Below are 24591 nucleotides of genomic sequence, written 5' to 3' on the forward strand. Positions count from 1 at the left end.
AGTTAGACGCCACCCAAAGGGGTCCCCCTTCATTTTCCATGGAATTTTCTGTATCCTACAGCGGCAGCGTTCGCTCCAATTCCAATTGCAATGCTTTGGTAATGGGTCCCATGGGCAAACGGAGGGTATCGGATGAGAGGATCCCCTGCCGGGCAAGCAGCCATTTGAGAGGGGAAGGGTTGGATTCCTGGAACAGCCTTTGGATCAAAGGAACCAGGAGATCAAAATGCGTTCTGGCTCCATTCAAGTCACCTTCGCTTGCAAGACGATAGACTTGGATAAAGGCGGACGTATTGACATTGGCCGATGCAAGGATTCCGCCGGAAGCTCCCTGGCTTAACATGGCATGAAAATATAGGTCCTCCCCGCAAAGAACAGGTTTGGTACCGAGGCGTGTCAGCTCCGAGAGGAGACCCGTTCCGCCGGAGCTGTCCTTTAACCCAATCACCCCATTCAAATCCATAATGCGTTTCATAGAGTCTGCAGTTATCCGGACACCGGTACGGGAAGGCACCTCGTATGCAATCACAGGCACCCCAACCTGCGCCACCCTCCGAAAATGTTCAAGAATGCCCTCTTGTGACGGACGGCTGTAATAAGGTGTCACGACAAGGACCGCGTCCGCACCTAATTGTCCTGCCATTTCCGTCCGCTTCACGGTGGAAACGGTGTCATTCGTGCCGGTACCTATGACAATGGGAATCGCATTCGGTCTCCCCGCCATACATTCTCTTGTCGTGTGTACAAGCGCGGCTACTTCTTCCCAAGAAACGGTAGGCGCTTCTCCCGTGGTGCCGTTAATGACCAATCCTTGAATCTCCTGCTCTACCAGCTTCCCTAAGTAGTTCCGGTACGAATCCATATCGAGCTCCGCATTCGGTAAGAAGGGCGTCACAACCGGCACGAAAATCCCCTTCAGATCCCTTTCATTCAGCATCACATTTCCTCCCCGTGCTCTTAAGTGACTTTATGTTAACATGGCACCAGGAATCAGCGTTATCTATAATAAATGATGAACTGTATCGATAATATTGATCTGTTGGAACTTGAAGAAGGCTGCCGGATTGGAGATCCGGCAGCCTTCTTCAAGTTCATGCCTCATTACATAAGAGGGAAACGTGCATCCCCCTTCCGCACTGCACCATTAAGATTTGAGCACATCATGGTCAACATACCGTTCTCCGTTCAGCTGACTGATGACATTGACGGCTACCTGCGCTCCGTCTCCAGCTGTAATGATCGTATGTACACTGACTCCGGCGGCCGTACCGGCGGCCCAAATCCCCTCGATGTTCGTTCTGCCCTGGGAGTCCACGTCAAACACCTGCTTGATCCGCGGCTCCGTGCCCTCCTTGGTCTTGAGGCCTGCGTTCTCGGCAAGCTCCACGGAAATCCCGGTAGCCAGGATCACTTGGCTCGCCTCATAGGAGGCTCCTTCCGCTTCAAGCCGGAAGCCCTGATCCGTCTTCGAGATGCCCTGAACCGCACCGGTGACCAGTTCGGCACCGAATTTGGCCGCCTGCTTGCGGCCGATGTCAACGAGGTCCGGGCCTGAGATCTCCTCGACGCCAAGGTGGTTCTCCACCCAGGCCCGCTTGGTCATGCTCTTGTCATGATCGAGGAGCAGCGTCTTCTTCCCGGCTTTCGCCGCAAACAGCGCGGCACTGGCTCCCGCCGGTCCCGCACCGACGATGGCGATGTCATACATCCCTTACATCCTCCTCTAAGCCGTGATCGATCTAACCTTGAAGCCCGTTCTTCACCCAGCCGGCTACCGTTACGACCCGCTTGGCCTGATGAACGGCCGCCGCACGGATGGCCGCTTCATCGTCGCGGATTTTGTTGTTCTGATCCACACTGACGCTGGTTCCGTAAGGGTTGCCGCCGGCTGCGTATAAGACAGGGTCGGTATACCCAGGCGCAACAACAATCGCCCCCCAATGATACATCGTCGTATATAAGCTCAGGATAGTCGCTTCCTGGCCGCCATGGTTGTTCTGGGCGGAAGTCATGGCGCTGACGACCTTATTCACCGTTTTACCGTGGAACCAGATGCCGCCCGTCGTATCCAGGAACTGTTTCATCTGGGAGGCTACATTGCCGAACCGGGTCGGGGTGCTGAAGATGATCGCATCGGCCGCAACAATATCTTCCGGCTTCACCACGGGGACATCCTTGGCCGCTTCCGCGTGAGCCTTCATGGCCGGATTTTGCCCAATCACACTGTCCGGGATCAGTTCTTCCACCTTGTAGATCTGCACGTCGGCTCCCGTTTCTCTGCCGCCCTCCGCAGCCCACTGCGCCAGCTGGTAATTCGTACCCGTGGAGCTGTAATAAACAATCGCTAGCTTCACCTTTGACACGGTCATTCCCATCCTTTCATCATAGCACTGCGGTGTCCCTTTCCAATGAACGGAACCTCTCTATGTTTTCCCCTTCAGTTGGAATTGTATTCTACCCATAGTCCCGAATGATGTTCGCGAAAACGGTAGAAGGGACCGTTCCCAGTCGCAATGACTTGCGGTACGGTCCGTCGAGGCATCCAATCCCCCAGGCTCTATTCAATTCTTACGGCACCTTCACCACAAAAGGCACAATAAACGTCTTGCCCGCCTGCTGGAATTGCCCCCAGATCTTGTAGACTCCGCTCTTCGGGAACGTAGTCATGAACTCGGCCTCCGGCCCCTTAGCCTTCTCATCCATCGGATGTACGTGCAGATACTGCTCGGCGGCTTCGTCGAGGATGACCACATGGCCTACCGCCCCGAGGTAGGGCTCCAGATTGTCGATCGGCCGCTTCGTCGCGGCATCGGAGAGGCGGTACGTCAGCATGACTTCCTTGCCCGCGGCCAGTCCGTCGATCTGAAGGGAGACCTCTTTGCCGTCCACTACCTTCGTCAGCTTGCTCTCCGGCTCGGGTGCCTTGGCGGCCGGCGCGTCGCCTTCCACCTGAATCCACTCGCTCTTGGTTGTTGCGGCGCCGCCGGTCGGAACGTAATCGGCGAACAGCTTATACGCCCCGCCCGCCGGCAGCTTCGTCGTGATCTCGAAGACGCCCTTGCCCTTGTACTCCGGGTGGATGTGATCGAAGTACGACAGGTCCTTGCTCACGGCGATGAGATGAAGCTGCTTCTCATGGTTCAGGTCGAACTTCTCCACGGGCTGGCCTTTGTCGTCCTGAATCTGGATCGACACCGCCGTCTCCCGGCCCGCCTGCGTCTGAGCCGGGTTCAGCTTCCAGACAGCCTTCGTGGACAGCTCCGTCTTCGCTTCGGCGCCGTGGCCGGCATGCTCCTCCTGCTTCGGCCCCGCGGCCGGCGTCTCCTGATGCCCGCTGTGCCCAGCGTGTCCGGCCGCCCCGCTTGTACCCGCACTTTTGTTCGCGCCGCAGCCCGCCAGCAGCAGGGACAGCACGGCCAGGGTAACGATCCATTTTTTCATCTCAACCTTCTCCTTCCGAAATTCACGCCAATGATTACCGCATCTCAAGCTATTTATAACTTCACACGCTGCAGTCTCAGCGCGTTGAGCACCACCGATACGGAGCTGAGCGCCATCGCCGCTCCGGCCAGCCAGGGAGCCAGGAAGCCCGCCGCAGCCACCGGAATGCCGATGACGTTGTAGGCCAGCGCCCAGAACAGATTCTGCCTGATGTTCGCCATCGTCTTCCGGCTCATCGCAATCGCGTCCGGAATGCTGTTCAGGTCGCCGCGCATCAGGGTTACGTCCGCGGCTTCCATCGCGACATCCGTCCCGGTGCCGACCGCCATCCCGATGTCGGCCGCAGCGAGCGCCGGGGCATCGTTAATGCCGTCGCCGACCATCGCCACCTTCCGGCCCGCCTGCTGCAGCTTCTTCACCTCGGCGGCCTTGCCTTCGGGCAGCACTTCCGCCAGCACACGGTCGATGCCCGCCTGAGCCGCGATCGCCTTCGCCGTCCGCTCGTTGTCTCCCGTGATCATGATGACCTCGATGCCGAGCGCCTTCAGCCGGCTGACCGCTTCCTTCGACGTCTCCTTGATCGTGTCGGCCACCGCCACCATCCCGGCATACCGGCCGTCCACGGCCGCCAGCATAGCGGTTTTGCCTGCCGATTCGAGCTCACTCATCACCGGCAGCGCCGTCTCGGCCTTCACGCCGTAATGCACCATCAGCTTCCTCGTGCCGACGAGCCACTCCCGCCCCTCGACGACGGCCCGGATGCCGAAGCCCGGAATCGCTTCGAACTCCGACGCTTCCGGAAGCGCGATCCCCTTCTCCTTGATCCCGGCCACAATCGCTTCCGCCAGCGGGTGCTCCGAGCTGCGCTCGGCCGCCCCGATGCCGCGGAGGAACGCCGCTTCATCCATCCCATCGGCCGCCAGCACATCCGTCAGCTCCGGCTTGCCTTTGGTTACCGTGCCCGTCTTGTCGAGCACGATGGCGTCGATCCGGTGCGTGGCCTCGAGGTGCTCGCCCCCCTTGAAGAGGATGCCGAGCTCAGCCGCCCGGCCCGAGCCCGCCATGATCGACGTCGGTGTCGCCAGGCCCAGGGCGCAAGGGCACGCAATGACGAGTACCGCGATGGCCTTCTCGAGGCCGCTTGCAAAGTCGCCGGGCTCGACGATGAAGTACCAGACCAGGAAGGTAACGAGGGCAATGCTGACAACGATTGGGACGAAAATACCGGAGATCACATCGGCCACCCGCTGGATCGGCGCCTTGGAGCCCTGTGCTTCTTCCACAACCTTGATGATCTGGGCCAGGGCGGTTTCCCGTCCGACCTTCGTCGCCTGAATCTTGAGCATGCCGTTCTTGTTGATCGTCGCCCCGATGACGGCGTCGCCCGCTTGTTTGCCCACCGGAAGACTCTCCCCGGTCAGCATCGATTCGTCCACGGAGGATACGCCTTCCACGACAACACCGTCCACCGGCACTTTTTCCCCCGGCTTCACGATAAGGATCTCGCCCGTGAGCACGTCCTCGACCGGAATGCTCATCTCCTGCCCGCCGCGGATCACCAGCGCTGTCTTCGCCTGCAGCCCCATCAGCGACTTGATCGCTTCGGAGGAGCGGCCTTTCGCCAGCATCTCGAACAGCTTGCCGAGCAGGATCAAGGTGATGAGCACGGAGCTCGTTTCGTAATAGAGCTGAACCTCGTGGTGACCGTGCCCGCCGAGCGACTGAACCGTCAGGTACAAGCTGTAGAAGTAAGCCGCCGACGTACCGAGCGCTACCAGTACATCCATGTTCGCACTGCCATTGCGAAGGGCCTTGTAGGCTCCGACGTAGAACTGCCTGCCGATGATGAACTGCACCGGAGTGGCCAGAGCCAGCTGGAACCACGGATTCATGAAGATCTCGGGAAGCCAGATGAAGGAGGTGAAGGAGAAGTGGCTCACCATCGCCCACAGCAGCGGAAACGACAGGACGGCGGACACCAGCAGCTTTCCCTTCTGATGGCGGATCTCCTTCTGACGGTGATCTCCCGCTTCCTTCAGCTCCTGCTTCGGAGCGGCCTTGTAGCCGAGCGCCTCCACCTTCTTCATCAGCTCGGCCGGGCTCACCCGGCCCGCGATATATTCCACCTGCGCGGTCTCGAGGGCAAAGTTCACGGTCGCCTTCGTCACCCCGCCCAGCTTGTTCAGGCCCTTCTCGATGCGGGCCGCACACGCGGCGCAGGTCATCCCGCTAATGCTCAGCTCCAGCTTCTCTTTGACCGTATCGTAGCCGAGCGCCCGGATCTTCTGCTCGATCGCCTCCGTTCCCACTTTGGCCGGATCATAAGCAACCGAGGCCTGCTCCATCGCAAAATTGACGGTGGCGTTCGATACGCCCTCCAGCTTGTTCAGCCCCTTCTCGATCCGGACTGCGCAGGCGGCGCAGGTCATTCCCGATATCTTCAGCGTGGTCTGCTCCTGTTCGAGCAGCTGCTCATTAGCCATGTGTCATTCCTCCGTCCATAAATACCCCCATAGGGTATATAAAAGTTCAAAAAAAAGGGCTTCCAAGGGGACTAACGCTCGAGCTGCCTCTGCCGCACAGTCCCCCTCCCATGCTTACACTACATCGTAGCCTTGATCTTCAATTGCTTCCTTAATCTGCTCCAGCTTCAGTTTGCCCTCATCGTATTGAACGGATACCGAGCCGGACGCCAGATCCACCTTGCCGGTCGCGCCCACTTCCTTCAATGCGCCCTCAACGGCGCGGACACAGTGATCGCAGGACATGCCTTCCACTTTCAGTTGAACGTTTTGCATGAGAATCAGCCTCCTAGAATGTTGTTCGGTTTGGATTATAATAAAAGGTTCATATCACTTGCCGCACCCTCACAGGAACTACCCTGTCAGGTTTTCCTGTTTTCCACAGTTTTATAGTACCATACCCCCGGTGGGTATTTCAAGTTCTTTTTTGTCGGCCCGGCGGAACTGGCCGAGATCGCTTAACGCCCCAATTTTCCTTGGGACCGGCAGCCTGTGTGATTCAGCGTAGGGAGCGGCGCTCCTACGCTGCTGCCTGCCGCAGCTGCGTCGCAAGCTGCAGACAAGCTCCCCTTCCGCCGGACCGGAAGACACAAGAGCCGCAGGGTCCGTCGCGGACCATCTGCGGCTCTTCGCCCGTACACTTATAGGATCCGCTTGCCAAGCAGCGAAGCGATGAGGCCCGCCAGCAGCCGGCCTGTCCGCCGCTGATCGTCCAGCAGCGGGTTCAGCCCGGTCACGTCCATCGAGGTGACCGCTCCGGTCTCCGCGAGCAGCTCCATCGCAAAGTGGGCTTCGCGGTAGAAGAGCCCGCCCGGCACCGGGGAGCCGACGCCCGGCGCTTCCAACGGGTCGAGCGCATCCGCGGCGAAGCTGACGTGCAGTCCGCCGCCGCCCGCGCCTGCCCTCTCCACCGCCTGCTCAATCACCCGCTGGATCCCCATCCGGTCGATCTCATGCATAGTGAAGCAGGTAATGCCCTGCTCGCGAATCCACTCCCGCTCTTCGGCCTGCACCTCGCGGGTGCCGATCAGGACGACCTTCTCCTTGCGGATGCGGCCAAGGCCCGGGATCTCCCACGGGATTCTCCCGAGGATGGCGGAGAGCGGCAGCTCGTTCACGCAGCCCGTCGCACTCGTCTCCTCCGTCAGCAGGCCCGGGTGGGCGTCGAACCAGATCAGACCCGGGTCTTCGAAGCCCTTGGCCAGCCCGGCCGCCGCCCCGATCGATACGCTGCGGTCTCCGCCCAGCACCAGGGGGAACGCCCCCGCTTCCACGGCCTGCTCCACCCTGCGGGCCACAAGACCGATCATCTCCAGGACGGCCGGCAGGTTCTTGGCCGAAGTGAACGGCTGTCCGGAGGTTTCCCTCAGCCACAGGCCGCCGGTCTGCTCTTCGGACAGCTCCCGCCCGAGCGCCCGGATCATCCGGCTGAGACCCGCCTTCACGATGCTCTCGGCCCCCTGCTCCTCCCCGGGGCGGCCGGCTCCCAGGCCGAACGGCACCTGGATCAAATGAACCTTCGACCGTCCTGTCGTCAAGCGCTCCCGTGCCTCACTCGTTTCCCTCATGTGCGAGCTCCTCCTCCGCGGTCCCCCGCTTATAATATGCGTTCCCCGAACACTGATCCGGCAAGCTCCACTGCCGCCCGCGCCGTCTTGTTGCCGATATCGAGCATCGGGTTCACTTCGACGATCTCCGCGGAGACGAGTGCTCCGCTCTCATACAGCGTCTCCATCGCATAGTGGCTCTCCCGGTAGGTGATGCCCCCGCTGACCGGCGTGCCGACGCCCGGCGCCTCCTGCGGGTCCATGCCGTCCAGGTCGAGGCTCAGGTGGACGCCGTCCGTCCCGTCCGTCACCCGCTCCATCGCCTCGTCCATCACGGCCCGCATGCCGTACTTGTCGATCTCGTGCATCGTGAAGACACGGATGCCCTGCTCCCGGAGGAAGATCCGCTCGCCCGGATCGATCGATCTCGCACCGATAATGACCACGTTGCGCGGGTTGATCTTGGCCTGCTCCCCGCCGATCGAGATCAGGCTCTTGTGCCCATACCCCAGCATCACGGCCAGGGACATACCGTGGATGTTGCCGGAGCCTGTCGTCTCTTCCGTATTCACATCCGGGTGGGCGTCGAACCAGACCACCCCCAGCCGGCTCACATGCTGCAGCACCCCCTTGATCGTGCCGATCGCCACACTGTGGTCGCCGCCGATGACAAGCGGGAAGTGACCGCGGCCCATCTCAGAGGCCACCCGCTGCGTCAGCTCCGCGTTCACGCGGGCAATCTCGGCCAGGTACTTCAGCTTCTCGCCGGGCGCACAGGGGGCAAGCCGGTTCACGTGGATATCCCCGGTATCATGCACATGGTGGCCGAGGTACTCCAGCCGCTGCTGGAGGTTCGAAGTCCTTATGGCATGGGGGCCAAGCTCGACACCCGCCCGGTCCGCCCCGAGCTGAAGCGGCACGCCGATCAGTGAAATGTCCCGTTGGTCTGTGGCAAGCTTCATCAACATAGCAAGCCCCCCTATCCGCAGTATGAAGTCATTGCGAAAGCGATTACATCCTCTGATGGATCAAGAGCACCGGCTTGGGCTTCTCGCTTCCGCCTTATCGGTTACTTTGACTGTACCATAACAGACCGAAGCCGAAAAATTGAATGTGACAATGGTTACCATTGAAAAACTTAATGGAGGTGCTGGTGCCTTCAACATACCTACGGGAAATCTCAAGACGCGGCCTATGGCATGGCAAAAAGCCCTTTTCCGCACATGAACCGAAAAGGGCATTCATCAGGGGAGCTCCTAGCAGACGGCCCAAACGACCGCCCTTATCTATCCTTCCGTCTCCAGCGCAGCCCAGGATTCCTGGAGCATCCCCGCGAAGGAACGGATGTTGATCTCATCCAGCCGGCTGCGCAGCACAATCATCGACGTCTCGATCTTGTCCGGGAACCGGTGCAGCTCCACCAGTGTCCCTTTCTTGAGCTCGGACTGGACCAGGCCGGCGCCCAGCAGCCCGATCCCCGTCTGGTGAAGCACAGCCCGCTTGATCGTTTCGTCGCTGACACATTCGATCGAGGCGGACGGCCGGAAGCCGATCTCGCCCAGGCACTCGTTCACCAGGCTCTGCAGGTTGGAGCCGGTCTTGTACGAGATCAAGGGGCCGGAGAGCAGCAGCTCCTCCCTCCCCATGGCCTTGAATCGTTCCTTCGTGGTGACCAGGACAAGGTCTTCCTTACTCAGCCGGACGCATTCGATGCCCGGCAGGCTGCAGGGACCTGCAATAATCCCGAGGTCCGCTTCGCGGGAGTGTACTTTTTTCATCGCATCGTTGCTGTCATAGGAAGAGAGCTGCAGCTTGACCTCGGGATAAGCCGAGATATAGGAGTGCATGATTAACGAGAGATAATGCGTGCAGTAAAATTCGGGCGCCGCCACCGTCAAGCTCCCGCCCGGCTGGTCCAGCTTGCGGAGCTCGTCGTCCATCTCCTGCAGCGTGGAGAAGACCTGGTCGGCATACTGCTTCACGATCCGGCCGTGGGGCGTCAGATACGTCTGCTTGCCCACCCGGCCGAGGAGGACATACCCTAATTCATTCTCGAGCGTCTGAAGCTGTATCGTGATGGTAGGCTGCGTATACCCGAGCTGGGCGGCGGCCTTGGTCAGGTTGAGACTCTCGGCCGCCACCTGGAACGTTTTCAGTCGCTTGAGATCCATGCCTATGCCGTCCTTACCTGATAGTTTTGCGGAGCGTGAAGGAGAGAAGGTGCAGCTCTTTGCGGTATTGGGCCACCGTCCTCCGCGAGTGCGTGAGCCCTCGGAGGCCAGCAGCTCCGCCAGCTTCCGGTCGGAATGCGGCCGCTTCTCGTCTTCCCCGGCGATCCATGCCCGGAAGCGCGGCCCATCCCTTCTCCAGCAAAGCCTCCTGCTCTTCAAATATAGCACGGATAACCCGCAGCAGGGTAACCCTGCGCTGCTGCAGACCATACACCAGGCTCTGCGCCTGACCCGTTTGCCCCCGAGGAAGGCTGCCGTCCGCGGGCAGCTGGCCTGCCGCAGCTGCGCGTCAGGACTTGTGCATCCCTGCAGCGATCCATACAAAAAAGGCAGCCGGCCGGAAAGCAGGCTGCTGCCTTATTCGTATTGTCTGCCGTGCTGCGCGTCAGGACTCGGGCAGCGTATCCAGCGGCGCTTTCTCCCTGCCGGGAGCCCCTCCGGACGCAGCGGCTTTCCTGTATTTGAGGAAGTAGACCGCATAACAGATCTGGATGAACGGGATGCCGCAGTACAGCGCCATCCGCTGCTCCGGATCGAAGGCCAGTCCGACGCAGGCCGTGGTGCAGAGGATGAAGGCCAGCACAGGGACCAGCGGATACAGCGGCACCCGGTATTTCAGGCTGCCGGGATCCCCGCCCTCCTGCACGAAGCGCCGTCTGAACATGTACTGCGAAGCGGCGATGCCCATCCATACCAGCATGGCGGTCAAGCCCGCAATCGATACAAGCCAGAGGTACACGGTATCGGGGGCGAACACGCTTGAGAGGAGCGACAGGCAGGCCACGCCGATGCTCACGATCAGAGCGTTCAGCGGCACGCCCCGCCTGGACAGCCGGCCGAGGAAGCCCGGGGCCATATTTTCCATCGACAGTGCCCACAGCATCCGAGAGGCGGCATACAGCCCGGAGTTCGCCACCGACAGCAGTGCCGACAGAATGACGAAGTTCATGATATCGGCCGCATAAGGAATCCCGATGGAGTCAAAGACCATCACGAAGGGGCTTTCCTCCACGCCCGCTTCCCTCCACGGGATGAGCCCCGCCACGACGAAGATGGAGGCGACGAAGAAGAAAATGACCCGCCAGACGGTGTTCTTGATCGACCGCGGGATCGTCTTCTCGGGCTCCTCGCTCTCCCCCGCGGCAATGCCTACAAGCTCGCTGCCCTGGTAAGAGAAGTTCACGGCAATCATCGTGAGCAGTATGGCGCCGAGTCCGTTCGGGAAGAGCCCGCCTTCGCCGGTGAAGTTCGAGAGCATCGGCGCCGTGCCGCCCTGCGGCCCGATCAGGCCGAACATGGCCGCTCCGCCAAGACCGATGAACAGGATAATCGTCACGAGCTTAATGCTCGCCAGCCAGTATTCCGTCTCGGCATACGCCTTGGCGGACATGGCGTTGAGCACGAACAGAAGGACGACGAAGAAGACGCACCAGAGCCACACCGGGACGTCCGGGAACCAGCGCTTCATCATCAGCCCCGCGGCGGTGAATTCGGAGCCGAGCGTTACCACCCAGCCGAGCCAATACAGCCAGCCGATCGTGAAGCCCGTCGCCGGGCCGATGTAACGGGAGGCATAGGTCTGGAACGAGCCGGTGACCGGCATCGCTACGGAGAGCTCGCCAAGACACATCATGACCAGGTACATGATGAAGCCGCCGACCAGATAGGCAAGAAGCGCGCCGCCGGGCCCGGCTTGGTTGATCGTATAGCCGGACGAGATGAACAGGCCTGTCCCAATGACACCCCCGAGAGAGATCATGTACAGGTGCCTGCTCTTCATGGTCCGCCGCAGTCCCGTCTGGTGGTGCGTTTGCTGCTGATGATCTTGTTTGGTCATGAATCCAACTCCTCACAGGTGATGACACGCTGCCCGGCATCCTGCTGCAGAACACCGGGCGCAGGTTAGGAAGATCGGGCTGGGAGAACGGAACCGCCTCCCGCCTGCTCTTCATTAACCATGGAATGATAAATGCAAAATAAAAATGTATCAAAAGGACAGGGGATTTTCAACCCGGCTCCTCCTGCCAGGTCCCTCCCCTGCAGCACGGCCTCCGCCCTGCCGGCGCTTCTTCCCTGCGCCGTGCACCCTTCCGCTACACCCCGGCTTCCGCTTCGGTATCCGCCTCTCCGGCGAACACCTGCCGGATCCGCTCCAGCGCCCAGTCCAGGTTCTCCCGCGTGATCGTCAGCGGCGGAGCGAAGCGGATCGTCGTCTCGTGCGTCTCCTTGCAGAGCAGCCCCAGCCCCTTCAGCCGCTCACAGTAGGCACGAGCCGGCCCGGTGAGCTCCACCCCGATGAACAGGCCGCGCCCGCGGATTTCCTTGATGCTGGGGCTCGCGATCTTCTTGAGCTCGCCAAGGAAGTAGGCGCCGAGCTCCGCGGACCGGGTGACGAGGTCCTCCTCTTCGAGCACTTCCAGGGCAGCGATTGCTACGGCGCAGCCGAGCGGATTGCCGCCGAACGTCGAGCCGTGCGAGCCCGGGCCAAATACGCCGAGGATCTCCGCATCGCCGGCCACGGCCGAGATCGGGAATACGCCGCCCCCCAGCGCCTTGCCCATGATGTAGACATCCGGCACCACATCCTCCCAGCCGCAGGCGAAGAGCCGGCCCGTACGCCCGAAGCCCGTCTGAATCTCGTCGGCGACGAAGAGCACCCGGTTCGCCCGGCATAGCTCCCGGGCGAACCGCAGGAACCCCTCCTGCGGAATGATGATGCCCGCCTCGCCCTGGATCGGCTCCACCAGGAAAGCCGCCGTATTCGGGGTGATTGCCGCACGCAGCGCTTCCAGGTCGCCGTACGGCACGAGCTTGAAGCCCGGCGTGAACGGCCCGAAGCCCCGCCGGTACTCCGGATCGGAGGAGAATGAGGTGATCGTCACCGTACGCCCGTGGAAGTTCCCTCCGCAGACGATGATCTCCGCCTGGTCTGCGGGTACGCCCTTGACGTCATACGCCCAGCGGCGCACCGCCTTAAGTGCAGTCTCAACGGCCTCCGCCCCGGTGTTCATCGGCAGGATCATGTCCTTCCCCGTCAGGCGGGACAGCTTCTCATAGAACACGCCTAGCTGGTCGTTGTAGAAGGCGCGCGAGGTGAGCGTCACCTTGTCCGCCTGCTCCTTCAGCGCCGCGATAATCTTCGGGTGCCGGTGCCCATGGTTCAGCGCCGAATAGGCGCTGAGCATATCCATATAGGCGTTCCCTTCGGGATCGTGAACCCACACCCCTTCGGCGTGGGAGATGACGATCGGCAGCGGACGGTAATTGTGCGCGCCGTATTTCTCGGTTTGTTCAATAATATGTTGGGTCTGCTTCATGGGAATGACCTCCTGGACCGGATGGATTTGTAAGGATTCGCATGTGATAATGCCTTCGCTTATCTATATAGCAAGAATCGTGCCAAAAGATCTCCGGCCATCAAAATCACCTATCCGATCTTGGAGGACGGGGCGATCCTCGGCGCGATTAGCAATCGGGAAGAAACGGGCCTGCACAGTGGATGCTATTCTTTTGGTGTATCCGAAGAAGCACACATGAGGAGGAGAATTCATTTGACTCAGAGCAGTGCAGCACTTCCGAACATCGTGTCCCAAGAAGAATGGCTCGCCGCCCGCCAAGAATTGCTGGAGAAGGAAAAGGAGTCTACCCGCGCGCTCGACGCCCTTGCCGCAGAGCGCCGCAGGCTGCCGATGGTCCGGATCGACAAGGATTACAGGTTTGCGGGGAAGAACGGTCCGGCGAGCCTGCTTGAACTGTTCGACGGACGGCGGCAGCTCATCATGTACCACTTTATGTTCGATCCAAGCTGGCAGGAGGGCTGTGTCGGATGCTCGATGCTGGTCGACAACCTTGGCCATACCGCTCATTTGCACGCCCGCGATACTTCGCTGGTCCTCGTGTCCCGCGCGCCCCTGGAGAGAATCGAGCCGTTCCAGAAGCGCATGGGCTGGACGATCCCGTGGTTCTCCTCGTTCGACAGCTATTTTAATGATGATTTCGGAGCGACGACCGCTCAAGGTGAAATCCCCGGTCTCAGCGTTTTTCTCCGCGATGGGGACAGCGTCTTCCGTACCTACTATACCACAGCCCGCGGAACGGACAGACTGAACGCCAATTTCAATCTTCTCGACCTGACACCGTTCGGCAGGCAGGAAGAGTGGGAGGATTCCCCTGGAGGATGGCCGCAGACCCGGCCCTATATTTGGTGGCGCTACCACGACCGGTACGGTCCTGCCCAAGGTTCCGATTCCTGCTGTCACTAGGAGGATGACCCTGCGTTAACCGTAGTACCCGCCCGGCGCGCAAAAGCAAGCTTTCCAGGCACCTTCCGGTACCTATAGAACCAAAAAGTGCGTAATGGTTAAATCGCCGTTCTTCTACCATAATGGAACCTGAAGCACTTACTTTGGAGAAGGAAGGTGTGACCTTTGAAAGTATTGACGGTTGTCTCGCATCCCCGAGTGAACTCCTTGACTTTCGCAGCAGCAGAGCGGTTCGTTCAGGGCCTTACAGACGCAGGACATGAGACAGAGGTGCTCGATTTGCACCGCAGCGGCTTTGATCCGGTCCTATGGGAAGCCGATGAGCCCGACTGGACGGGCGCCGTGAAGCGGTACTCGCCCGAGGTGGAGACGGAGATCGAGCGAATGAAGAAGCACGATGCGCTGGCTTACATTTTTCCGCTGTGGTGGTACTCCATGCCCGCCATGCTGAAGGGGTATATTGACCGCGTATGGAACAACGGCTTCGCCTACGGCTCCAGCCGGCTTCCCCACCAGCATGTTCTCTGGCTGAGTCTCGCAGCCGCTTCTCCCGGAGATCTGGCCAAACGCCAGTACGACCAAATGATCTCTCATTTCCTCAATGTAGGGCTGGCTAACTATGCGGGAATTAGGAATTCCAAGGTCGAATTTCTATACGAAACATTGGATCAGCGGCCCGGACACGCCGAGAAGCTGCTTCAGCAGGCCTATACCCTGGGGTTGAATTTTGGGCAGGAGTAAGGGGCAGGCAGCGCGATCAGCTCCATCTGTGAGATATAAATTGTTCCAGTTGGAACAAACAAATGAGCTCGGTCCCTGAATGGGGGCCGGCTCATTTGTGATGAATTCATTCGGTATGAGCTGTTTCGCTTCGGTCAAATTGTCCCTGAATATACTTCTCTCCCCATTCACACATGAGATCCAATATGGACTGCAGCGACTTACCGGTTGCGGTCATTTCATAGACCACTTTGGGCGGCACCTGATTATAGACCGTTCTGAAGATGATTCCGTCCTCCTCGAGCTCCCTCAGCTGCTGGGTTAACATTTTCTGCGTGATTTCCGGCATAGCTTTCTTCAGCTCGCTCGTTCGTTTGGGGCCGTAGGACAAGTGGCACAAAATCAAGGTCTTCCACTTCCCCCCGATCACTTCGATCGTGGCCTCCGCCGGGATGATGTACCTTCGTTTCCGCTGCGGCTCCATGGATCGTCACCTCCACTAGATCAATGTGATCTAAGGTACTTTTCGGTACCTATATCACTTATTGGTGTGAATGGCACAATAAAGTGCGTTCTTCCCATTTCTTATTATACGATACATAATTTCCCTGTACCAACATTACATGTGACCGGATATGTAAAAAGGCTGCTGAGTCATGTGCAAGGGGCTTGGGCCCGATGCATGCCGGTCGGGGAGAGGAGTATCGAAATGAAAGCAACGGACACGGATCTGCAGGGCAATAGGAACGGTACCATGTCATGGGGGCTGCTTATCGTGCTGTGTGGAGCCATCTTCCTTGAAGGGATCGACGTATCCATGATGGGGGTAGCCCTCCCGTCCATCCGCATGGAGCTTGGGATGTCCACCGGCGCGCTGAGCTGGGTGGTGAGCGCCTACGTACTCGGATACGGCGGCTTCATGCTGCTGGGCGGGCGGGCCGCAGATCTGCTGGGGCGGCGGCGGATGTTCCTCACCTGGCTCAGCATCTTCCTCGTTTTCTCGGGCATAGGCGGATTCGCATCCGAGGGGTGGATGCTCATTGCCGCCCGGTTCGTGACGGGCGTGGCAGCCGCATTCATGACACCTGCCGGTCTGTCGATCATCACAACGAGCTTCCCCGAGGGGCCGCAGCGCAATAAGGCACTCTTGGTCTACGCCGGGACGGCCGCTGCAGGATTCTCGCTGGGTCTTGTCGTTGGAGGCTTGTTAACAGGGCTCGACTGGCGCTGGGTGTTCTACGCCCCGGTCATCCTGGCCTTGGTTATTCTCCTTGCCGCCATCCGTCTGATCCCCCGCTCGGACCGCCCGGAACGCTCGCCTCACGGCTTCGATTTCGGTGGAGCGGTCAGCATCACCGGAGCGATGCTGCTCCTGGTATCCGCCGTGGTCCATGTGACTGAGGCCGAATGGATATGGACCCTCGGCACGCTTGCCGCCGGACTCCTGTTTCTGGCTGCTTTCGTCGTGATCGAGCGGCGGTCGGCCTCCCCTCTGATGAGACTCGGCATCCTCCGCTCGGGCGCGCTGCTTCGCGCCAATCTTGGAGCGATCCTGCTAACCGGCTCCTTCTTCGGCTTTCAGTTCATCGCCGTCCTGTACCTGCAGGAGCTTCGCGGCTGGTCGGCGCTCGAGACCGGGCTGGCGCTGCTAGCTGTAGGCGTGGACGCCATCCTGGCACCAACGCTCACCCCGCGGCTTGTGAACCGTTTTGGCAGCGTAAGGGTCATCTGCGGAGGTTTAAGCCTTGCTGCCGTGTCCTATGCCCTGTTCCTGCCGGTTGATCTCGACTGGAGCTACGCCGCCATGTTTCCGACCATGATTCTTACCGGCATCGCGTTTGCGCTGACCTATGGACCGCTCACCATCGCCGCTACAGACGGGATCGCGGAAGAAGAGCAAGGGCTGGCCGGCGGACTGCTCAGCACGTCGATGCAGTTCGGCGCAGCGCTCGGTCTCTCGGTAGTGACCGCCGTCATCGACCTGGCCGCGGCCGGAACCGACGGATCGCCCCAGGCAGCGCTGGACGGCTTCCGTACAGCACTCTGGGTTCCGGTGACCGCCGCCCTGCTAGGTGCAGCGATTACTTCCATCGGCCTCCGCAGGCGCAGTGCAGCCGACCTTTCCCCTCCTGCCCCTCAGACAGAGCGTATGTAACCTTGGGGCTTAATCGGAAACAGCGGTCACCGGCATTTCGGTGACCGCTGCTTTTATTCCGAACGCCAACGCATTGCTGCACCAGCCCTTCCCTCTGCCTGCTGCGGCCGGGAAGGACTGGTTTCATCTCTATCCATCCGTTAGCCGCACGGAGGGGGCCGGGGCCGATCCATTGAAGCCTCGAACCAGAAGCCATACCGCCAGAATCATTTCATTTGCTGCTACAGGCAGCGCAAGAACAGCGCCCCACACCGACAGCTGCTCAATGACACCGAACATGACCAGCAGGGAGCAGCTAAAGATAAGAGCCGCCCCGGTCATGCCCAGGATAGGGATAAACCTCGGGACGAGCCTGGATTTATAAAAAATATAACTGTACATCATCGTATTGATCCCCAGCATGAAGTTCGGGCCCAGCAAGAAGGTCCAGTCATGTATCGCTTTCAGTACTGTACCTGAGGCTTGAAAAGAGACGGCATCAGGCGCTCCCGCTGCTGCAAACTCCCGGCTTAAGGTCAATAGGGACAGCACGCTGATGATCCCTACCGTAATGACAACCGCTTCAAGAAACCGGAAGCAGACATGCCAGAGCGCTATCGTTTCATTATGCTTTCTTAGGATGGGGAACATGGTGGTTGCCGTACCCACCGCCGATACGACAAGAATTAACTCCATCACCGCTCCAAGGATCACCTGGCCCTCGTGTCTCGAGCCTTGAATGAGGTAATCGGGACCTTGCAGGATCGGATTGTACAACACAAGTCCTATGACCGCCGTAACGGCTGCAAGGATAAACAGGACGCCCACCAGCTTTGCGGCTCTTTGGTTGGAGTTCATTTGTTGGTCTCCCTCTGTATAAAGTTTTTACGAATTGGAACCATCCCCATAAAAAAACACCTCTTCGAGCGGCAGGTTGAAGGCAATAGCAATCCGAAAAGCCAGCTCCAGCGAAGGGGAGTAGTTTCCCTTTTCGAGCGCCACGATCGTTTGCCTGGTTACCCCTACCTTGTCAGCCAACTGCTGCTGGGTCATTTCGTCATGGTTGAACCGTAATCTGCGAATATGATTGCCGACAAGATTCTTGCCCATCTTATACTCCTCTCCGGTAATGATAAAGCTTGGTAATGGAGCCGGTCACATCCGACAGGAAGCCTGAAGCGATCAGGACGATGAACATCAGCTGCGACGGCTGGGCGAGGACCAGTGATCCCATGGCAAACAGAAAGCCTGTCACAAACACAAAGAATGAATTCCGGGTCGCTTTCAAGCTAATCAGCTTATCCAGCTCATCCTCGAAGGACGGTTCCTTTTCTTTGGTCGTTATTCTGAAGGCGATGTTAAACACGATGCTGATCATGATGTGCGCGACGATGGAAACCAACGTCAGGACGAGGACGAAGGAACCCCAGTAGCGAAACGTTGCGGCCGACTCCAGCCCCCCTTCGGGGAATTGCGGATACATGTACAAACAGTAACAAACGAAAATGAGAACAGCGCTGATCAATGATACGATGCTTTTCTTCTCCTGGTAAGTCAAGGAATGACACCCCCTGTGTATTCACCTTTACATCGTGACTGGTAATATATACATAATGTAATTTAAACCAATCACAATGTCAAGTATAGTATACATAAAAATGCAAATCGAGTAGGAGGAGGCGGCTAGCCTCCGTCCTCTCACACCACCGTACATGCGGGTCCGCATACGGCGGTTCCAAAAGGTTAACAAAGTTCCGAGTAACGAGAAAGCAAACTTTTAAGCCCTTTCGCTTCCCAGTAGGAAGTCGGGAGGGCATTGTTTGTGCTACGGGACATTTCCCACGGACCTCGGCGGGAGTTTGCCAACATATAGGCAGCCCAGTTCGGAACGCCGAGCGCACGTAGTTCGCGAATGCGTGTCTTCACCCGTTTCCACTGTTTCCATAGACACATGCGGAGTCTTCTCCGAATCCACTTGTCAAAGGCTTGGCAGTGCGTCTTCGCCGAGGCTAGGCGAAAATAACCTAGCCAGCCCAGCATGTACTGGTTCAGGCGCCGGATGCGTTCCTCCATCGGTACAGGCTTGGTTCGGTTCGTCAGTTCCCGGACTTTCTCTTTGAATCGCGAAATTGTCTTAGGAGCCAGCCGAATCGTCGCCTGTTTGTTCGACAGGAAACTAAAGCCTAGGAATTTGCGGTTCCATGGCCGGTCCACTGCACTTTTATCCCGGTTCACTTTCAGTTTCAGCTTTCCTTCCACAAAGCGAATCACCGATTCCATCACGCGCTCCCCGGCTCGCTTGCTGGAGACAAAGATGTTGCAGTCGTCCGCATAGCGGACAAACCGCAGTCCCCGTCTTGTCAGTTCCTTGTCCAGATCGTCCAGCAGGATGTTCGCCAGAAGCGGACTGAGCGGACCGCCCTGCGGCGTGCCTTCCGGTGTGCGCTCCAACGCTCCATGCGACATGACTCCGGCGTTCAAATAGGAGCGGATGAGCTTCAGGACACGCTTGTCCTCCACCTTCCGTGCTACTCTCGCCATGAGCATGTCATGGTTCACCCGGTCAAAGAATTTCTCCAGATCCATATCCACGACCCATCTGAGGCCGCTTTGGATATAACTTTGTGCCTGCTTTACGGCGTCATGCGCCCGTCTTCCCGGGCGGAAACCGTAGCTGTACCCCGAGAAATGTGCATCAAAAATCGGATTCATCACTTGCAGAAGCGCCTGCTGGAGAAAACGGTCCATTACGGTCGGGATGCCAAGCAGCCGTACACCGCCTCCGGGTTTGGGGATTTCCACCCGTTTGACTGGCGCGGGTCTGTAGCTTCCCGTCAGGAGGTTGGCTTTCACCTGTTCCCAGTGGGTTTTCAGGTAAGCTTGTAGCTCGGCTACCGTTACACCATCCACTCCGGGCGCTCCTCCGTTCTGTACCACTCGCTTGTAGGCGAGCCGAAGGTTGTGCCCTTCGAGCATCTTCTCCAGCAGCCTGCTCTGGCCTTTGCGAGAGAAAAGGTCGGCTTGTGCCGGCGAAGAACTCGGCGCTCCGGCATACCCTGGCGGCTTCACCGCTTCTCTCTGCCGCGAGCTCCCTTGCGGAATATTCTGCTGTCTCTGCTCTTCACGCGAACGCACCGGTTTCCTCTCTCCTTTCGGTTCAGCCCTTCCGCTTTCCGGCGTCCCGTACTCGCGTACTATGGCCTCTGCTGACTCCTGCGGATTCAGCGCGGCTTCTCAGCCGCGGTTACGAAGTCACTTCGCGTATCCGCAGGCCTCCCCAGATAAGAACGCCATCTGTCTGCCCGCGACCACCTAAGTTTACAGCATCAGCCCTTGGCGGCTTTGGATTTCGTCTTGTCTTGGAGACTCATCCGACTGACACTGCCTCAAATTAGGTTCGTGTACCTTGGCCCGTGCATTTGCCTCCGGCTTCCTTCAGATTCCGCCTCACGGCCGACACCCTTGCCCTTGGCTAACGGTAGGCGCTCGCCAGCCCCCGTTCGGGACTCTCACCCTAGAGATGGCGCCCATGCTGGGCGTACAAGAAAAGGAGCTCAATGCCATGGGCATCCGCTCCTTCATTTTTCTATCCCTCTTAGGGCAGGCCTAGATCCAATCTGGATCCTTGTGCGGCTCTAGTAAGATCATAGAGCAGATTAGTGCTCTTCTCTCCCCTGCGTATGGCCGGAGATCGCGCCGATGATGGTATTCCAATCGTCAACATGCAATTCGTGACCCGTCCCCTCCAAAGTGACCAGCACGGCTCCGGGAATGGCGCCTGCTAGCGCGACTCCATGTTCATAGGGAATGATGGGATCCTCCGTGCCATGAATAACCAAGGCGGGGACATCGATGTCACCGGTACGTGTCAAATAGGATTCCCCGCCCGTCACCATAGCGTGATTGTTCATACTCGCCATATCGCGGCTTCTCCTAACCTCCGCCACCGCCAGATCGTAGATCCTTTTCTCGTTGAACGCATGCTTGGAACCCGCGAGCATCTTCCATTTCCCTACCGTAAACGCGACGACCGCCTCTTCATTCGTCCAATCGGTCGCCGCCGTTTCGGAGAAGTACGCCATCACCTTGTCTTCCATCGGCGGGAGTTCGGGCGCGAAGTTCGAGGTGGAGAGGAAGGAGACGGTAAGCACTCTGTCCGGATGCCTTAATGCCAGGATTTGCGTTATGATACCGCCCATTGAAATTCCTGCGACATGGGCCTTCGCGATTCCGAATCGGTCCAGAATGCGAATGGCGTCGTCGGCCATATCTTCGAATGTGTAGGCCGGATGGCCGAGTGCATAAGTGACCGATCGTCCGACATCCCGATGATCATAACGGATCACAAACCGGCCCTCCGCGGCCAGACGGCGGCAGAATTCGTCCTCCCACCATACCATAGATGCCTGCGCCCCCATGATCAGCAGGATGGCCGGATGACCGGGGTTTCCAAAGCTTTCAGCGCAGAGCTCAATTCCATCGATTGTAAACAGCTGCTCACTCAATTCAAGATTCCTCCCTCGGCAAATAAAATAAAAAACACAGGCCTGCAGCCTGTGTTCATCGTAATCGATAGAAGAAGGAATGAGCGCAAGCACAATATCCTGAATACACATGCCCAAATAAAGAGACATGCAAATCGATCGAAATCGATCCATCGACGGATTGCAAATGAGCATCATTCCATTGGGTACGTGAGTCATACCATTCTTCGATTACTATGCACACAAAATGGCCAAATAAGCGCTATTCTTTTACTGCCTGTGCAATCGATGATCGAAAAATTAGTTTGCCACACGCAACCCTCCGCCCAAACGAGATATCCACATCCTACCATCCATTACCTGTGGTGTCAATTTGGATCCAAGCCAGAACGTTACTCCAATGTACTCTCCTAGAATAAGCCACCCAAGGTATGTTCCGATGTTAACTGCGGGCAATCGCGGGTTTATGAATTCGCCAATTCTGACGTGTTATCAAGCCGACTATGATCCGTGCCGTTATGGCAACTACATAGCGTATCCATATCAATTTAAGTGGAGAAGGAAGGAGCAGCTGCACGGCGGCAAACTGCTCCTGGATGGCTCTGAACTTCACTCAGGTTAACAAAATGGCATAGGAGTCGGGACCGTTGTTAAGGGCTCTGCCGCAGTACTTTCATGATCGCAGCGAGCTCCTCGTTCTCATATCCCGCCGCTTTCGCTTTAGTATAGAGTCCCATTGCAAACGTTGGAAACTCGGAGTTAATCCCGGCTTCGCGTGCTTGTTTCAACCATAACTCAGCGGATCCCCTACAAGTTTTGATCGTACTTTGGGCCTGGTCATAGCTCCCGGTTTGAATGACGGTCCCCTCATGTTTGATCATTTGACCGAAGACCGGTGAGATGTCGGCGATCAAGGAGCCGAAAGCATCTACAGAGTGACCCTCTGTTTCAATAATGCGAGCGCCGTGAAAGAAGCCGAACATCGCACCGAACATCGTGGAGAGCGCGGCCAGATCCCACGCAGACGCCGCCCCCACCGAATCACCCATATACATCAGGTTCCCGGCAAGTATGGTAAGAATGGGCTCACTCCGCCGGAACGCAGCCTCTGACCCCGAGGCGAAAATGGGAGTGTCAGGCATCCCGATTTGGGCAGGTGTCGCCATGATGGCGCCATCCAAATAATCAGCGCCTTGCTCCCGTGCCCATGTCTCGCTGTTTCTCGCATCTTGAGGAGTTCCTGTGCTAAGCTGCACCAAAACCCGGCCTGCCAGGGCTGCAGCCGCCTCTGCGGTTCCAAACAGGGCATGTGATATTTCGTAGTTGGCGACGCATACGATGACAATCGGGCTGGCGCTTACGGCGGCAGCGATGGTGGGGGCGAGTACCGCGCCCTCCTGTACGAGCTGGTTGGCTTTTTCGCTGGTCCGATTCCAGGCGGTAACGCGTAACCCTTTCTGAAGCAGCGTCCGAGCCAGCACTGCGCCCATTGGTCCTAAACCGATAACCGACACATCATCCATAGGATCCCTCCTCTTTCTAAGTACAACGTTTTTTCTATTCCGCCGGATTCGAACGTCCACCGGATAGGTCCATTGTAATTTGGAGTGGGCTTAAAGTATAATGATTGGTAATTATGGATGTATCAGTTATTTTGATATCAGCTGGAGCGGGGTGAAATGCGGTTTGGAATTGTCCGATTTAAAAGTGTTTTTGACCATCATGGAGGAAGGGAATATTTCAAATGCAGCCAAGCGGCTCGGTTATGTTCAGTCGAATGTGACGGCACGGATACGCAAGCTGGAAGATGAGCTGGGGGTATTGTTATTTCAAAGGCATCCGAAGGGTGTTACGCTGACCGATAAAGGAGTTATATTCAGCGAATATGCGCATACCATTACGAACTTGTCCGCGGAAGCCGTGAAGATGGTGCAGGAGACCTCTTATCCAAGCGGCCCGCTGGCGATCGGGGTTGTGGATACGGTGACCTGTCTTAACTTCATGAACTCCTTGGCGGAGTATCAAGGTCTGTATCCTGATGTATCGCTCTCGATATGGACCGGCAACTCGCCGGATCTCCTCACCAAGGTGTTAAATCATCAATTGGATGGCGCATTCGTCTTTGGCGACGTGAAGTCCCCTCATTTGATCGCCGATGAGATTCAAAGTGAAGAAATAAAATTAATCACTCGGCAGCCTAACGATGAGTTTCCGGACTTGGCGAATACAAGATGGGCCGTTTCACCCAATGGGTGTCCGTTCAGACAGATTTTGGAGGGATGGCTGCGGAGTGAGGGGATCTCTCTCGTCAACATGATTGAGATTAGCTCACTGGAAACCATTGTGAGCTGCGTGCGGTCCGGTCTTGCCGCCACCTTGCTTCCTGCCTCCGTCTTGACTGGAGAGTATACTGATTTTGGTATTTACTCGATTCCCGAGAAATTCAGATATTCCCAGACCAGTCTTGTGCGCCGCAAAGACAGGTATGCCAGTAGAGCGTTCACGGCATTTTCCAAGTTGATTCGAGAATCACTGGTGTAGAAATGGGCGTAAGGAGCAATAAAACATCACTTCGCGGCACTTGACCTGAGATGAACAGCATCCGTTGGAAAGACGTCACCTCAACTCCGTGGTGATAACTGTCTGAGGAGCTCATTCCTGGAGGGTTGAATTTTCTTAACATCCCTCGAAGGATTCCTTCGTTTCCATACGATAATTCATCGCCTCAACACCTTTGATCGTAATCAGGAAGGATAGGCACGGATAGGCTTTAAGCGCAATTCCGTCTTGGCGAGCTATGGCCGGCGTCACCCCATGAAGCGATTGAAAAGCTCGCGCCAATGAAATCGGGGACTCGTAGCCGTATTTCATCGCGATGTCGATCACTCTAGCCGCGCTATTCTGCAATTCGAGTGCGGCCAGGGTGAGCTTTCGGCGCCGGATATACTCCGCCAGTGTTACATTGGTGATGAATGAGAACATCCTTTGGAACTGATGAGACGAACAACATGCTCTACGCGCAATTTCACTCAGTTCAATCTCCCCAGCCAAGTTTGATTCGATATAGTCCATCGCCCGGTTCATCCGTTCAAGCCAATCCATCGGATTCCTCCTCTCGACCCTAGTATAAAATGCCATCACGATCGCATCGCAACGATTTGTGCACAAATAAGTTGCGTCTTCTTGACAGGGAGATGGATAATATTCTGGTTCATTACTTTAATGACACCAGGAGGCTAACGCTGCGCAG

At 57.8% G+C, this 24591-nt stretch carries 23 protein-coding genes and 1 pseudogene; 4 read left to right on the forward strand and 20 right to left on the reverse strand.

The window, feature by feature from the left end; genetic code table 11:
* Positions 1–55 precede the first annotated feature (55 nt).
* From dapA to ACP26L_RS27740, 12 genes are all read right to left on the reverse strand, one after another.
* Positions 56–937 (reverse strand): 4-hydroxy-tetrahydrodipicolinate synthase, encoded by an 882-nt coding sequence (gene dapA / locus ACP26L_RS27685; protein WP_426448267.1) that lies wholly within the window; start codon positions 935–937, stop codon positions 56–58.
* 207 nt (positions 938–1144) lie between these two features.
* Positions 1145–1708: an FAD-dependent oxidoreductase gene (locus ACP26L_RS27690; protein ID WP_426448269.1), complete on the reverse strand. Its 564-nt coding sequence runs from the start codon at positions 1706–1708 to the stop codon at positions 1145–1147.
* A gap of 31 nt (positions 1709–1739) precedes the next feature.
* Positions 1740–2363, reverse strand: coding sequence for an NAD(P)H:quinone oxidoreductase (gene wrbA, locus ACP26L_RS27695; RefSeq protein WP_426448271.1), 624 nt, complete (start codon positions 2361–2363; stop codon positions 1740–1742).
* A gap of 205 nt (positions 2364–2568) precedes the next feature.
* Positions 2569–3441: a hypothetical protein gene (locus ACP26L_RS27700; RefSeq protein WP_426448273.1), complete on the reverse strand. Its 873-nt coding sequence runs from the start codon at positions 3439–3441 to the stop codon at positions 2569–2571.
* 53 nt (positions 3442–3494) lie between these two features.
* Positions 3495–5924: a heavy metal translocating P-type ATPase gene (locus ACP26L_RS27705; RefSeq protein WP_426448275.1), complete on the reverse strand. Its 2430-nt coding sequence runs from the start codon at positions 5922–5924 to the stop codon at positions 3495–3497.
* A gap of 114 nt (positions 5925–6038) precedes the next feature.
* On the reverse strand, positions 6039–6239 hold the full coding sequence (locus ACP26L_RS27710; RefSeq protein ID WP_013919898.1) for a copper ion binding protein: 201 nt from the start codon (positions 6237–6239) through the stop codon (positions 6039–6041).
* Positions 6240–6604: 365 nt separating this feature from the next.
* The gene (locus ACP26L_RS27715; RefSeq protein ID WP_426448276.1) at positions 6605–7531 is read right to left on the reverse strand and encodes an arginase; all 927 of its coding nucleotides are present in this window, start codon (positions 7529–7531) and stop codon (positions 6605–6607) included.
* 29 nt (positions 7532–7560) lie between these two features.
* A complete protein-coding gene (gene rocF / locus ACP26L_RS27720) occupies positions 7561–8478 on the reverse strand; it encodes an arginase (protein ID WP_426448278.1) in 918 nt (305 codons plus the stop codon).
* A 318-nt stretch (positions 8479–8796) separates the two neighbouring features.
* Positions 8797–9681, reverse strand: a complete 885-nt coding sequence (locus ACP26L_RS27725) for a LysR family transcriptional regulator (protein WP_426448280.1) — start codon at positions 9679–9681, stop codon at positions 8797–8799.
* Positions 9682–9694: 13 nt separating this feature from the next.
* Positions 9695–9955, reverse strand: a complete 261-nt coding sequence (locus tag ACP26L_RS27730) for a hypothetical protein (RefSeq protein ID WP_426448282.1) — start codon at positions 9953–9955, stop codon at positions 9695–9697.
* 171 nt (positions 9956–10126) lie between these two features.
* Complete coding sequence (locus ACP26L_RS27735) at positions 10127–11578, reverse strand: amino acid permease (RefSeq protein ID WP_426448284.1); 1452 nt, start codon at positions 11576–11578, stop codon at positions 10127–10129.
* Between the two features lie 256 nt (positions 11579–11834).
* Positions 11835–13058, reverse strand: coding sequence for an ornithine--oxo-acid transaminase (locus ACP26L_RS27740; protein ID WP_426448286.1), 1224 nt, complete (start codon positions 13056–13058; stop codon positions 11835–11837).
* Between the two features lie 234 nt (positions 13059–13292).
* On the opposite strand from ACP26L_RS27740, the gene ACP26L_RS27745 reads away from it, so the two are divergent.
* Together ACP26L_RS27745 and ACP26L_RS27750 are read left to right on the forward strand one after the other, a co-directional pair.
* Positions 13293–14003 carry a DUF899 domain-containing protein gene (locus tag ACP26L_RS27745; protein ID WP_426448288.1) on the forward strand — a complete coding sequence of 237 codons (711 nt, stop codon included), beginning with the start codon at positions 13293–13295 and terminating at the stop codon, positions 14001–14003.
* A 165-nt stretch (positions 14004–14168) separates the two neighbouring features.
* Entirely contained in the window at positions 14169–14744 is a 576-nt protein-coding gene (locus tag ACP26L_RS27750; protein ID WP_426448290.1) for an NAD(P)H oxidoreductase, read from the forward strand.
* A 106-nt stretch (positions 14745–14850) separates the two neighbouring features.
* On the opposite strand, the gene ACP26L_RS27755 is transcribed toward ACP26L_RS27750, so the two are convergent.
* Positions 14851–15207, reverse strand: coding sequence for a winged helix-turn-helix transcriptional regulator (locus ACP26L_RS27755; protein WP_426448291.1), 357 nt, complete (start codon positions 15205–15207; stop codon positions 14851–14853).
* A 225-nt stretch (positions 15208–15432) separates the two neighbouring features.
* Here ACP26L_RS27755 and ACP26L_RS27760 point away from each other — a divergent pair, with 225 nt between their 5' ends.
* Positions 15433–16878: an MFS transporter gene (locus ACP26L_RS27760; RefSeq protein ID WP_426448293.1), complete on the forward strand. Its 1446-nt coding sequence runs from the start codon at positions 15433–15435 to the stop codon at positions 16876–16878.
* Positions 16879–17007: 129 nt separating this feature from the next.
* Here ACP26L_RS27760 and ACP26L_RS27765 read toward each other — a convergent pair whose 3' ends face one another.
* From ACP26L_RS27765 to ACP26L_RS27790, 6 genes are all read right to left on the reverse strand, one after another.
* Complete coding sequence (locus tag ACP26L_RS27765; RefSeq protein ID WP_426448295.1) at positions 17008–17715, reverse strand: DUF4386 domain-containing protein; 708 nt, start codon at positions 17713–17715, stop codon at positions 17008–17010.
* 27 nt (positions 17716–17742) lie between these two features.
* Complete coding sequence (locus tag ACP26L_RS27770; RefSeq protein WP_426448297.1) at positions 17743–17967, reverse strand: helix-turn-helix transcriptional regulator; 225 nt, start codon at positions 17965–17967, stop codon at positions 17743–17745.
* Position 17968: 1 nt separating this feature from the next.
* Positions 17969–18415 (reverse strand): hypothetical protein, encoded by a 447-nt coding sequence (locus tag ACP26L_RS27775; RefSeq protein ID WP_426448299.1) that lies wholly within the window; start codon positions 18413–18415, stop codon positions 17969–17971.
* 185 nt (positions 18416–18600) lie between these two features.
* Positions 18601–19992, reverse strand: a complete 1392-nt coding sequence (gene ltrA, locus ACP26L_RS27780) for a group II intron reverse transcriptase/maturase (protein WP_426445489.1) — start codon at positions 19990–19992, stop codon at positions 18601–18603.
* A gap of 521 nt (positions 19993–20513) precedes the next feature.
* Entirely contained in the window at positions 20514–21362 is an 849-nt protein-coding gene (locus ACP26L_RS27785; RefSeq protein ID WP_426448301.1) for an alpha/beta fold hydrolase, read from the reverse strand.
* 629 nt (positions 21363–21991) lie between these two features.
* The gene (locus ACP26L_RS27790) at positions 21992–22864 is read right to left on the reverse strand and encodes an NAD(P)-dependent oxidoreductase (protein WP_426448303.1); all 873 of its coding nucleotides are present in this window, start codon (positions 22862–22864) and stop codon (positions 21992–21994) included.
* A gap of 100 nt (positions 22865–22964) precedes the next feature.
* Here ACP26L_RS27790 and ACP26L_RS27795 point away from each other — a divergent pair, with 100 nt between their 5' ends.
* Positions 22965–23882, forward strand: coding sequence for a LysR family transcriptional regulator (locus tag ACP26L_RS27795; protein WP_426448305.1), 918 nt, complete (start codon positions 22965–22967; stop codon positions 23880–23882).
* Between the two features lie 144 nt (positions 23883–24026).
* Here ACP26L_RS27795 and ACP26L_RS27800 read toward each other — a convergent pair.
* Positions 24027–24443, reverse strand: a pseudogene (locus tag ACP26L_RS27800) (helix-turn-helix transcriptional regulator); the annotation flags it as partial.
* Positions 24444–24591: the final 148 nt, after the last annotated feature.

This window comes from Paenibacillus sp. S-38, from assembly GCF_049942825.1.
Lineage (GTDB): Bacteria > Bacillota > Bacilli > Paenibacillales > NBRC-103111 > Paenibacillus_G.